We start from the raw sequence: 13,644 nt of genomic DNA on the forward strand, positions 1-13,644 counted from the left end.
GTCCCCATGGCTCCGTCCATTGCATCAGGGCGGTTCAGCAAGCTCAAGTTTCCGATTATCGGCCTCGGCGCTTCGGCGGGAGGCACCGAAGCCTTGCTCAGCTTCTTTGAAGAGATGCCTGCCGACAATGGCATGGCCTTTGTCATTGTCCTGCACCTCGCACCGGAGCAGACCAGCCATCTTGCCGGCATCCTCCAGAACGTCACCGCGATGCCGGTGCAGCAGGTCACCACCACGACCGCGATCGAGAAGAACCACGTCTACGTCATCGCGCCGTCGTCCGACCTGCAGATGGTCGACGACTACCTGCAGGTCCGCAAGGCCGCGGCGCACGCCGGCCCGCAAGTCGCGATCGACCTGTTCTTCCGCACGCTCGCCGAATCGCAACGCGAGCGCGCCATCGGCATCATCCTGTCCGGCGTCGGCAGCGACGGCTCGGTGGGCCTGGCGCACGTCAAGGAAATGGGAGGCGTGACCCTGGCGCAGAGTCCGGACGATGCAAAGTTCGACGGCATGCCCAATAGTGCCATCGCGACAGGCAAGGTCGATATCGTGCTGCCCGCGGCGGAAATGCCGCAGCGCCTGATCGAGTTGCGCGACAACGCGCGCCTGATCCGGCTGCCGTCGGCGACCGAACTCGACCAGGAGAGCCAGTCGAGCGACACCCCTCTCGACCAGCAGGATGGAGAAAAAGCGCTGCAGGAAATCATGCTCATGCTGCGCACGCGCACCTCTCACGATTTCCGGGGTTACAAGCGGGCCACAGTCCTCAGGCGGCTCGAGCGGCGCCTGCAGGTCAACGGCATCCGCGACCTGGGCGCCTATCGCGAATTCCTGCAGCTGCATCCCGAGGAAACGCGCCTGCTGCTGGATGACATGCTGATCAGCGTCACGCACTTCTTCCGCGACAAAGACGCTTTCGAAGCCTTGCAGCGCGAGGTGATGCCGGCCCTGTTCGCCAATCGGGACGAAGACGGGGAGCGCGTGCGCGTGTGGGCGCCCGGGGTTGCCACCGGGGAAGAGGCCTACTCGCTGGCCATGCTTCTGGAAGAGGCTTCCGGCTCGAGCCATGTCGTACCGCCGTTCCAGTTGTTTGCCACCGACATCGACGAAAAGGCGATCACCGCGGCACGGGCCGGGGTCTATCCGGAAACCATCGTCAGCGATGTCTCAGCGGAGCGGCTCCGGCAGTTCTTCACCAAGGACCAGTCGCACTTCCGCGTCAAGAAGAAGCTGCGCGAGCGCGTGCTGTTCGCCCTGCACAATGTGCTGAGCGATCCGCCATTCTCCCGGCTGGACCTGGTGTGCTGCCGCAACCTGATGATCTACCTCGACAGGGAGGCGCAGGCGGAAGTCCTGCGCACTTTCCACTTTTCGCTGCGTCCCGGCGGCTACCTCTTCCTCGGCAGTTCGGAGTCGGCCGATATCGCCTCCAAGTACTTCAGCGTCGTCGACAAGAAGCATCGAATCTACCGGGCCAGCACCGCGGCCCGCGTGGGCGGGGTATCGCCGGCGCTCGCGAGCGACATGCCCGGTCCGCGGCCGATTGCCGCTACCGTCGAGACCCCGGGCAAGCGCAAATCCTCGTATGGCGACCTGCATCAGCGCCTGCTCGAGCAGTTTGCGCCGCCCAGCGTGCTGATCAACCGCGATTCGGAGATCGTGCACCTGTCGGACCGGGCGGGCCGTTTCCTGCACTATGCCGGCGGCGAACCATCGCACAATGTCATCTCGGTGGTGCATCCGGCGCTGCGGCTTGAAATGCGTACGGCGATATTCCAGGCCCTGCAGGGCAACAGCAGCGTGGAATCGCGGCGCATCCGCCTGGTGCGCGACGATCGCCCCTATTTCGTCAAGATGACGGTGCGCCCGGTGCATGACCCCGATGCATCCGATGACTTCCTGCTGGTGCTCTTCGACGAGGTCGAGGACACCATGGATGCGGAGAACAGCGCCCAGGGCGAAGGCAGCCGGGATCCCCTGGTGGCACAGCTCGAGCGCGAATTGCAGCGCACGCGCGACCAGCTGCAGGTGACCATCGAACAGTCGGAAACGTCCACGGAGGAGTTGACCGCATCGAACGAGGAGCTGCAGGCGATCAACGAAGAGTTGCGCTCGGCCACGGAAGAGCTCGAGACCAGCAAGGAGGAACTGCAGTCGATCAATGAGGAGCTGGTCACCGTCAATGCCGAACTGAAATCCAAGGTGGACGAGACCGCGAAGATCAACGACGACCTGCAGAACCTGATCACGGCCAACGACATCGGCACCATCTTCGTCGACCGGACCATGCGCATCAAGCGCTTCACCCCGCGCGCTGCCGACGTGTTCAGCATCATCCCGTCCGACGTCGGCCGCCCCCTCTTCGACATCACCCATCGGCTCGAATACGACGGACTCGCCGCCGATACGGCGGAGGCATTCGGCTCCCTGCGCCTGATCGAGCGCGAAGTGCGAAGCACGCATGGGCACTGGTATATCGCGCGCTTCATGCCATATCGGACCACGGAGGACCGCATCGACGGTGCAGTGCTGACCTTCATCGATATCACTGCGCGACGCGAAGCCGAGGAACGCCTGCACGAGGGCGAGCGGCGCATGCGCATCGTGGCGGAGAGCACGAAGGAGTACGCCATCATCACCATTGACGAGAGCGGGCTGGTGATGACCTGGAACACCGGCGCAGTGCGCATGTTCGGCTTCGAGGAAAGCGAGATCGTCGGGCAGCCGTTCGAACTGCTCTACCCGCCCGACGAGCGCGAGCACGGTGTGGCGGGCGAAGAACTGCGCAGGGCGCGCGAGGAAGGACGTGTGGAGGAAGATCGATGGCACGTACGGAAGGACGGCTCGCGCGTGTATTGCACCGGCGTCCTGATGCGTCTGAACGAGGATGGCCTGCGCGGCTTCGCCAAGATCGCCCGCGAGGTCAATGTCGACGAAGCCGAGCGCAAGCGCGACGAGTTCCTCGCGGCGGTATCGCACAAGCTCAAGAGCCCGCTCAACCTGATCTATGCCAACGCGGAATTGCTGGCACGCTCCCCCGAGGCACACCGGAGCCTGCAAGTGTCCCGTGCCGCCGACACGATCCGGCGCAGCGCCATCAGCCAGGCACGGCTGATCGATGACTTGCTGGATGTGTCGCGCCTGCGCACGGGGGAGTTGACCATCCACTACGCGGCGGTGGACTGGCGCGAGATCGTCGAGCGCATCTGCCTGGCCTTGGACGAGGAAGCGCGCAGCAAGGGCATCAAGCTCTCGCCGCACCTGCCGGAGAATCCGGTGATCATCCAGGCCGACCTGCCCCGCATGGAGCAAGTGGTATGGAACCTGGTCGCCAACGCGCTGCAGTCGCCGGGTGCCGGGCGGGTGAACGTTACGCTGGCGGACGATGGCGAAGCGGCGACGCTGCAGATCGAAGACGATGGCAGCGGCATCGAAGCGGGGCTGTTGCCGCACGTGTTCGACATGGTCGAACGCGGCCGCCCGTCGCTGGGCCGCGACGACAGGCTTGGGATCGGGCTCTACCTGGTCAAGGAACTGGTCGGCCTGCACGGCGGCTCGATCACGGTCGAATCCACCGGCATGGCATCCGGCGCCCGCTTTACGGTCGCCTTGCCATTGCGCCGCGACAATGCCAGGGAGACCGACGAGGGACGGTTCGAGGCCAAGCCATTGAAGGCAGTGCACGTCCTCATGGTGGATGAGGACACGTCGACCAACGATGCGTTCCAGGCGCTGCTCAGCACCGAAGGCGCACAGGTGACCTGCACGGACAGCAGCGAAGAGGCCATCCGGATAGTGGAAGACCAGGCCATCGATGTCGTGCTGTCCGGCTTGAACCTGGGTGGGCCGGAGCGCCTCGCTTTCCTTGCGGCCCTGCGCGCCAAGCCTGAGAACGCCCACCTGCCTGTCATCGCGCTCAGCGCCGTGGTGCAGCGCGGCGGCATGCAAGGCGCCATGCAGAATGGCTACTCCGCCTACCTGACCAAGCCGATCGTACTCGATGAACTGATGGCGGCAATCGCACGCGTACGCTCTCCCAGGGACGAATAGCCCTCCTTTATCGGGCCAAGGCGCGGTGGCAGCCGGGATGGCGGCCGCCGCGCCGGAAGCCCCGCATGCCCGACACGGACCGCAGCAAGCCGCTCCCGCGGCCGGTCACCACGCCGCGGGATCGATCCATCGATCCGTCGAGGCGCATAGCCCCCCTCCCCGCCGAGGCGCCCACCCGCAGCCGCCCGGTGCCGCATGGCGTTCTTCTCCCATGCGGATCCGCGAAAGTAGGACGCGCCCCGACGGCGCGATGCCTGCCGACCCGCTACAACTCAACAAGGAACCATAGCGAAATCCTCCTGCCTGGATTCCACGCCATCCCATTGGAGATCACCCGGCACGCCGCCACAGGATCGCGAGGATCGCGGACCGCGACCAGGCCGACCCGCAGGATGTGCATGGCTCGCACAGCCTCCGGCCCCCGCATGTGGCGCGGCTGCGGGTCGCCCCGGCCGATAAGGAAGGCGCGAAGGACGAATCCAGTGCGGATCTGCAAACTCGACCTCACCTCTGCCACGGAGCCGGATGCCTTGAGCAACGAGCTCCGGCGCATCGCCGCGCTCGGCTTCAGCCATGTGCTGTGCAGCGGCTGGCCGGCCCCGCTCGCGGATGACCGCGATGCGCTGGGCGCCACGGCCGCGCTCTGCGCCGCCTGCGAGCGCACCCGCCTGTCCCTCTTGCTGGACCTTTCGCTGGACCGCTGTCCGGTGCAGCAGACGCGTATCGATCCCGACTGGATCGATCGTGCTGCAACGGCCTCCGCCCCGCATGAAACCGACAGCCATCTCCCCGGCGCCCGCCTGCGCTGGCACGATGCAGGCGTCGCCGAAGCGTTGAGCGGCTGGTGGGCCGCGCAGCTCGGCGCGGCCTTCGCCGCCGGCGTGGCCGGGTTTTGCTTGCGCGCGCCGCATCGGGTGGCCGGCCGCCACTGGAAAAGCCTGACCGCTATGCTGCACGCCGCGGCCGGCGCGGCGCCGGATGGCCGGCATCCGCGCCTTCTGGTATGGACGCCCGGCCTTTCGCCCGCGCAGCTTGAAGATCTCGCGCAAGGGAGATTCGATGGCGCCTTCTGCTCCCTGCCGTGGTGGGACTTCCGCAGCAGCTGGCTGAGCGAGGAGATCGGGCGGCTGCGCCGCTTCGGACGGGTGCTTGCCGCGACGTCGCTGACAGCCGCCGTCCAGGATGCACTGACGGCGCGTCGTGCGTTGTGGAGCGCGGCGGCCCTGTGCGACGGCATCCTGGTACCCGCCGGCTTCGAGACCGGTGGCAGGCAAGGCGGCGATCTGGCCGACGCCGCCCCATCTTTGAGCGCGGAATCCGGCCCGTGCCGTGCCGCCGGCTACGACATCACCGATGAACTGCTGCAAGCCAACACCTGGCTGGAGGCGCGCGGCAGCGAGCCGGCCTTGTCGGTACGGCAGCTGACGGGCAGCCATGCACCGCTCACGGCACTCTTGCGCCTGCCCCTGGCGGATGCGGACCGCGGCAGCGATGCGCTGCCCTGCCAGGACGTGCTCGCCGTGGTGATCAACCCGAGCGCGCGCGAACCGGGCAGTCTGGGCGCCGATCGCATCCTTGGCAGCTCACCCGATCCGGCCGCCCGCCTGGAGCCATCCCCGGGCAGTCCTGCGGGCGCGCGCGATGGCGCCGCCATGGATGCGCTGGATGCGCTGGCAGTCATCTCGCTGGCGGCAGGAGACATCCGCCTGTATCGCGCCGTACCCGTGCCCGCACGGCCGCCCGTCACCCGCGCGGCGCGCCAGGGCGAAGCCATCAGCGCGTCCGGCCTGGGCAGCGTGGTGGCCGCACTGGAGGCGCCGCGCATCGTCATCGAGCAGGTGGCTCCCTGCTGCGACGCCGGGCGCTTTGCCGTGCGCCGCGTGGTGGGCGAGCGCGTCGAGGTCAGCGCCGATATCTGGATGGACGGACACGCCCAGCTGGCGGCGTGCGTGCTGTGGCGCGCGCCCGGCGAGCAGGACTGGCACGAGGCACCGATGCGGCATGTGGTCAATGACCGCTGGCGCGGCGCCTTTCCCCTGGCGGCGCTCGGACGGCACGAGTTCACGGTGGAGGCCTGGCACGATACCTTTGCGAGCTGGCTCGACGAGATCGCGAAGAAGCTCGCCGCCGGCGTCGACATCACGCTGGAAATCGAGGAAGGCGCGCGGCTGGTGGCGGACGCCCTGCTGCCGCCCGGCGGCGAGCCGCCGCCGCCCGATGGCGCGCTGGCCGGCATCGTCGATGCGCTGGCCGCCAGTGCCAGCGACGACGCCCGCCGGCTGGAGATCCTCCTCGCCGCAGGCACCGCCGCGGCCATGCGCGCGGCCATGCAGCATCCTTCGGGGCGGCCTTTCGCCACGCGCCACCCGGTGCCGATGCCGGTCGAGGCCGAGCGGCTGGCCACCCGCTTCGCCAGCTGGTATGAGCTCTTCCCGCGCTCGCAGAGCGGCAGTGCCCGGCGGCACGGCACCTTCGACGATGTGATCGCCCGCCTGCCCGCTATTCGCGCCATGGGCTTCGACGTGCTCTACTTCCCACCCATCCATCCGATCGGCAGGACGCACCGCAAGGGACGCAACAACAGCCTGCGCTGCGAGCCGGGTGACCCTGGCAGCCCCTACGCGATCGGGGCGGAAGAAGGCGGGCACGATGCCCTGCACCCGGAACTCGGTACGTTCGAGGACTTTCACCGCCTGCGCGATGCCGCCGCGGCGGCCGGGCTGGAGCTGGCGCTGGACTTTGCCGTCCAGTGCTCGCTCGATCATCCCTGGCTGAAGGCGCACCCGGAGTGGTTCGCGCGTCGGCCCGATGGCTCACTGCGCTACGCGGAGAACCCGCCGAAGAAGTACGAGGACATCGTCAACCCGGACTTCTACGCCCCGGCTCCGGCGGCCACGGCGCTCTGGCAGGCCTTGCGCGACGTGGTCATGTTCTGGCTGGAACAGGGCGTGCGCATCTTCCGCGTCGACAACCCCCACACCAAGCCGCTGCCGTTCTGGGAGTGGATGATCGAGGACGTCCGCGCACACTATCCGGACGCCATCTTCCTGTCCGAGGCCTTTACGCGGCCCAAGATGATGGCGCGGCTCGCCAAGGTGGGCTTCAGCCAGTCCTATACCTACTTCACCTGGCGCAACACCAAGGCCGAGCTCATGGAGTACCTGACCGAGCTGACGCAAGGCCCGCTGCGTGAATACTTCCGCCCGCACTTCTTCGTCAATACGCCAGACATCAACCCCCCCTTCCTGCATGAAGGCGGGCGCCCTGCGTTCCTGATCCGCGCGGCGCTGGCCGCGTTGTTATCCGGCTTGTGGGGCATGTACAGCGGCTTCGAGCTGTGCGAGTCCGAGCCCCTCGTCGTGGACGGGAAGGTGCGGGAGGAGTATCTCGACTCGGAGAAGTATCAACTGCGCCCGCGCAACTGGCAGCAGCCCGGCAACATCGTCGCGGAGATCACGCGCCTGAACCTGCTCCGCCTGCAGCATCCCGCCCTGCAGAGCCATCTGGGGCTGCGCTTCTACCATGCCGGCAACGATGCCATCTTGTATTTCGCGCGCTTCGTGCCGGGCGAGGAAACATTGTTCGGGGATGACGTCCTGCTCGTCGCCATCAACCTCGATCCGCGCCACGCGCAGGAGGCCTCCATCGAGATTCCACTATGGGAATGGGGCCTGCCTGACCAGGCAGGCGTGTCCGTGCAGGACCTGATGAGCGGCCACCACTTCAAGCTGAACGGCAAGCAGCAGCACATCCGGCTGGATCCGGCCCATGTGCCGTTCGCGCTCTGGCAGGTCACCCCCATCGGCGGCGCCCGCCGCGCCGCAGCCGCCCCGGCTGAGGGCGGCGGGGCCGGTGCCTGACGGCTGCTCGGCCGGGCGCATGCGGACCGGCACGAGGGGACATGGGGGACATGGGGGACATTGAGGAGACATTGAGGAGACTCTAAGGAGACATGGATGAAGCGCCTCAGCGAACGTGCACATAGCGCCCTGCTGAACGCCGACCCGCTTTGGTACAAGGACGCCGTGATCTACCAGTTGCACATCAAGTCCTTCTTCGATGGCAACGGCGACGGCGTGGGCGATTTCTCGGGCCTGCTGGCCAAGCTGGACTACCTGGTCGACCTCGGCGTCGACACCGTCTGGCTGCTGCCGTTCTACCCTTCGCCCCGCCTCGACGACGGCTACGACATCGCGGACTACCGCAATGTGCATCCGGAGTACGGCACGCTGTCCGAAGCGCGGCGCTTCATCCATGCCGCGCACGCGCACGGCATCCGCGTCATCACCGAACTGGTCATCAACCACACCTCCGACCAGCACCCCTGGTTCCAGCGCTCGCGCAGGGCCAAACCCGGCTCGGCGGCCCGCAACTACTATGTGTGGTCCGACGACGACCAGGCCTACGCCGGCACGCGCATCATCTTCTGCGACACCGAGAAGTCCAACTGGAGCTGGGACCCGGTGGCCGGCGCCTACTTCTGGCACCGCTTCTATGCGCACCAGCCCGACCTGAACTTCGACAATCCGCACGTGCTCAGCGAGGTGCTGTCCGTCATGCGCTTCTGGCTCGACATCGGCGTGGACGGGCTGCGGCTGGACGCGGTGCCCTACCTGGTGGAACGCGAAGGCACCAGCAACGAGAACCTGCCGGAGACCCACGCCATCATCCGCAAGATCCGCGCCCACCTCGACGCGCGCTATCCGGGCCGCATGCTGCTGGCCGAAGCCAATATGTGGCCGGAAGACGCGCAGCAGTACTTCGGCATCGACGGCGCGGCCGCGGACGGCAGGGGCGAGGAATGCCACATGGCCTTCCACTTCCCGCTGATGCCGCGCATGTACATGGCCATCGCGCGCGAAGACCGCTTCCCGATCACCGACATCATGCGCCAGACCCCGGAAGTCCCGGTCGACTGCCAGTGGGCCATCTTCCTGCGCAACCACGATGAGCTGACGCTCGAGATGGTCACCAGCAGCGAGCGCGACTACCTGTGGGAGGTCTACGCGTCCGAGCGGCGCGCCCGCATCAATCTCGGCATCCGCCGGCGGCTGGCGCCGCTGATGGAACGCGACCGTCGCCGCATCGAGCTGATGAACAGCCTGCTGTTCTCCATGCCGGGCACCCCGGTCATCTACTACGGTGACGAGATCGGCATGGGCGACAACATCCACCTGGGCGACCGGGACGGCGTGCGCACGCCGATGCAGTGGTCGCCCGACCGCAACGGCGGCTTCTCGCGCGCCGACCCGGAACGGCTGGTACTGCCGCCGCTGCAGGGGCCGCTGTACGGCTATGAAGCGGTCAACGTGGAAGCGCAGGAACGCGACCCGCATTCGCTGCTGAACTGGATGCGGCGGATGCTGGCGCTGCGCCGCAAGCACCGCGCCTTCGGCCGGGGCACGCTGCGCTTCCTGTTTCCGGGCAACCGCAAGATCCTGGCCTACCTGCGTGAGTACGACGACGTGCACATCCTGTGCGTGGCCAATCTCTCGCGCGCCCCGCAGGCGGTGGAGCTGGACCTGTCCGCCTTCAATGGCCGGGTCCCCGTGGAGATGATGGGCGCCACGCCCTTCCCCGCCATCGGCACGCTGACTTACCTGCTCACCTTGCCTCCCTATGGCTTCTACTGGTTCGTGCTGAGCGATGAGGCACAGCCGCCGCCCTGGCACATGGAGACTCCCGAACAGATGCCCGACCAGGTCACGCTCGTGCTGCAGAACAGGGGGCGCCCGGAGTTGACCGAAGCGTCCCGGCGCCTGCTCGACGAGGAAGTACTGCCCCCCTACCTTCGCCGCCGCCGCTGGTTCGGCGCGAAGGGCGAGACCATCCGCCGCGCATCGCTGGCCTATATGCTGCCTTTCGCGCGCGGCGACGGTGGCGAGGAGACCTGGCTCGGTGAAGTGGAGGTGGTCCTGGCCGGCGGGCGCACCGAGCGCTACCAGCTCCCGGTGGGCCTGCTGTGGGACCGCGACAACCCCGACGGGATACCGCCGCTCGCCCACGGCCTGTCGATGGCGCGCGTGCGGCAGGGCAGCCGGGTCGGGCTGGCCACCGACGGCTTCACCTCGGAACTGTTCGCGCGCGAGATCGTGCAGGCCCTGCGTGCCGGCAGCGAACTGCGCGGCCCGCAGGAAACCATCCGCTTCAAGGCCGAGCCTGGATTGGCGGCCATGCACCCCGAGCGGGAAGAGATCCAGTGGATGTCGGCCGAGCAATCCAACAGCTCGCTCGCCTACGGCAACACGGCGGTGCTGAAGCTGGTCCGCCGGCTGTCCGGCGGGTGCCACCCCGAGGTCGAAGTGACACGCTACCTGACCAGCCAGGGCTACCCGCATTGCGCCCCGCTGCTGGGCGAAGCGGTGCGCATCGGCGCCGATGGCGAGCCACACACGCTGATGCTGCTGCAAGGCTACATCCCCAACCAGGGCAACGGCTGGGACTGGACCCTGGACTACCTGGCCCGCGCGATCGACGATGCCTTGCCGGCGAAGGAAAGCGAGGACGAATTCATCGAGGCCATGTCCGGCTATGCCGCCATGGCCACCACCCTGGGCCGCAGGCTGGCCGAACTGCACGAGGTGCTGGCACGCTCCAGCGAGGACCCCGCCTTTGCCCCCGAGCCCGCCGGCGCGGCCAAGAGCGAGCAGTGGGCACGGCAGGCCCTGGCCCGGCTCACGCACGCCCTGGACCTGCTGGAGATCTGCCCCATCGATACTTCGCAGCCCGCGCAGGAGCGGCTCGGCGAGGATGTGCAGTTGCTGCTGCAGGCACGCCAGGCCTTGCCCGCGCTGGTCGAGCGGCTCGCCGCCGCGGCGCCCGGCGGCCTGCAGACCCGTATCCACGGGGATTTTCACCTGGGCCAGGTGCTGATCGCGCAGAACGACGCCTACCTGGTGGACTTCGAGGGCGAGCCCGGCCAGCCGCTGGCCTGGCGCCGGCGCAAGACCTCGCCGCTGCGGGATGTCGCCGGCCTGCTGCGCTCGCTCGACTATGCCGCAGCCACCGTCGGCACCGACCGGCAGGAGCGCACCCATGCCGAACTGCCCCCCGCGCTGGCGCAACGCCGCGGAGAACTGCTGGAGCGCTTCCGCGCCACCGCCACGGAGGCCGTCCTCGGCGGCTATCGCGAGCACCTCGAAGCCTGCGCTACGCCATGGGTGCAGGCCGGGCAGCTCCAGCCGCTGCTGGACCTGTTCCTGCTGGAAAGGGCCGCCTACGAAGTCGAGTACGAGGCGGCCAATCGCGTGGCATGGATCGACCTGCCCGCCAGCGGCCTGGCAAGGCTGGTGGGCCAGCTGCTGGCGGACGACACGGAGGCCCGATGAACCACACCGAAGACAGCACCGGCACGCGCCATGACAGCGCGCTCCCGGCGCAGGAGCTGCAGGCCCTGCTGTCCGCCCGCCATCGCGATCCCTTCTCGGTGCTCGGCCCCCACGCCGTCGGCGCGGACGGCGCGGACGGCGTGGTGATCCGGGCCTGCCTGCCGGGCGCCGGCTCGGTGGGACTTGTCGACGCCGGGGGCAAGGAACTGGCCCCGATGGAAGTGCTGCACGCGGGCGGGATCTTCGCCGCCCGCCTCGGCGCGCGCGCGCCGGGCTACCGTTTGCGCATCGGCTGGCGGGACGGCAGCGAACAATGCAGCGCCGACCCCTACGCCTTCGGCCTGCTGCTGGGCGAGATGGACCTGTACCTGATCGCGGAAGGCCGCCATCTCGAACTGGGCAGCTGCCTCGGCGCGCAATGGCGGCGGGTGGACGGCGTGCAGGGCGTACGCTTCGCGGTGTGGGCGCCCAATGCCCAGCGCGTTTCGGTGATCGGCGACTTCAACGGCTGGCTGGCGGCACGCCACCCCATGCGCCTGCGCCACCCGAGCGGCGTCTGGGAACTCTTCGTGCCGGCCGAGATGGGCGCGCGGCCGGGTTGCCGCTACAAGTTCGACCTGCTCGATCCGGCCGGACACGCCTTGCCGGACAAGGCGGACCCGGTGGCGCTCGCCACCGAGGCGCCACCGGCCACGGCCTCGGTGATCGCCGCGCCCGGCCTCGGCGCGCCGCCTTTCGCCTGGCACGACAAGGACTGGATGCAGCGGCGCGCCGAGGCCGACCGCTACGCCACCCCCATGTCCGTCTACGAAGTCCACGCCGCTTCCTGGCTGGGAGCCGCCAACGACCCGGCTTCCGGCTGGCAGACGCTCGCGCAGCGGCTGGTCCCCTACGTGGCGGAGCTGGGCTTCACGCATATCGAGTTCCTGCCCGTGATGGAGCACCCCTTCGGCGGCTCCTGGGGCTACCAGCCCCTCTCGCTCTATGCCCCCACCGCCCGCCTCGGCCCGCCGCAAGCCTTCGCCGCCTTCATCGACCGTTGCCACCAGGCCGGCATCGGCGTGATCCTCGACTGGGTGCCGGCGCACTTCCCGACCGACCCGCACGGACTGGGCCGCTTCGACGGCACCGCGCTGTACGAGCACCAGGATCCACGCGAGGGCCTGCACCAGGACTGGAACACGCTGATCTACAACCTGGGCCGGCACGAGGTGCGCGGCTTCCTGCTGTCAGGTGCCTTGCACTGGCTGGAGCACTTCCACGCCGACGGGCTGCGTGTCGACGCGGTGGCATCGATGCTGTACCGCGACTACAGCCGCGCAGCCGGGCAGTGGGTGCCCAATCGCTTCGGCGGCCGCGAGAACCTGGAGGCGGTGAGCTTCCTGCGCGAGCTCAACACCGTGGTCCACGAGCGCTGCCCGGGCGCGCTCACCATCGCCGAGGAATCCACCGCCTGGCAGGGCGTGACCGCCAGCACCGCGAGCGGAGGACTGGGCTTCGACTTCAAGTGGAACATGGGATGGATGCACGACACCCTGCGCTACCTGTCCCATGACCCGATACACCGCGCCTGGCACCACCAGGACATGACCTTCGGCCTGGTCTATGCCTGGTCCGAGGCCTTTCTGCTGCCGCTGTCGCACGACGAAGTCGTGTACGGCAAGGGCGCCATGATCGGCAAGTGCCCGGGCGACGCTTGGCAGCGCTTCGCCGGCCTGCGCGCCTACTACGGGTTCATGTGGATGCATCCGGGCAAGAAGCTGCTGTTCATGGGCGGAGAACTGGCCCAGTGGCGGGAATGGAACCACGACGGCGAACTCGACTGGGCCCTGCTCGAGCACCCCATGCACCGTGGCGTGCAGGCCCTGGTGCGCGATCTCAATGCCTTGTACCGCGAACTCCCCGCCCTGCACGCCCTCGACCACAGCCCGGAAGGATTCCAGTGGGTGGTGGGCGACGATCACCAGAACAGCGTGTTCGCCTGGCTGCGCCGCGCCGCCCCGGGCAGCGACGAGGTCGTCCTGGTGGTGGTCAATATGACGCCGGTGCCGCGCCACGGTTACCGCGTGGGCGCGCCGCTCGCCGGCTGCTGGCGGGAGCGGCTGAACACCGACGCAGCATGCTACGGCGGCAGCAACGTCGGCAATGGCGGCACCGTGATGACCGAGGCGCAGCCCTCGCACGGACAGCCGGCATCCCTCAGCCTGACGCTGCCGCCACTGGCCACGCTGGTGCTGCAATACGCCGGCGCACGCGAGTGATC

General features: G+C 68.3%; 4 protein-coding genes. All 4 read left to right on the forward strand.

What is annotated here, in order from left to right; genetic code table 11:
- Positions 1–6: 6 nt before the first annotated feature.
- A complete protein-coding gene (locus BKK79_RS20945) occupies positions 7–4,053 on the forward strand; it encodes a CheR family methyltransferase (protein ID WP_071038658.1) in 4,047 nt (1,348 codons plus the stop codon).
- 398 nt (positions 4,054–4,451) lie between these two features.
- Positions 4,452–7,913 (forward strand): alpha-1,4-glucan--maltose-1-phosphate maltosyltransferase, encoded by a 3,462-nt coding sequence (locus tag BKK79_RS20950; RefSeq protein WP_442873271.1) that lies wholly within the window; start codon positions 4,452–4,454, stop codon positions 7,911–7,913.
- A gap of 96 nt (positions 7,914–8,009) precedes the next feature.
- The gene (treS, locus tag BKK79_RS20955; RefSeq protein WP_071038660.1) at positions 8,010–11,381 is read left to right on the forward strand and encodes a maltose alpha-D-glucosyltransferase; all 3,372 of its coding nucleotides are present in this window, start codon (positions 8,010–8,012) and stop codon (positions 11,379–11,381) included.
- A complete protein-coding gene (gene glgB, locus BKK79_RS20960; protein WP_071038661.1) occupies positions 11,378–13,642 on the forward strand; it encodes a 1,4-alpha-glucan branching protein GlgB in 2,265 nt (754 codons plus the stop codon). The genes treS and glgB overlap by 4 nt, the downstream gene beginning before the upstream one ends.
- Positions 13,643–13,644 lie beyond the last annotated feature (2 nt).

The sequence above is a fragment of the Cupriavidus sp. USMAA2-4 genome, from assembly GCF_001854305.1.
GTDB classification, from domain to species: Bacteria; Pseudomonadota; Gammaproteobacteria; order Burkholderiales; family Burkholderiaceae; genus Cupriavidus; species Cupriavidus malaysiensis.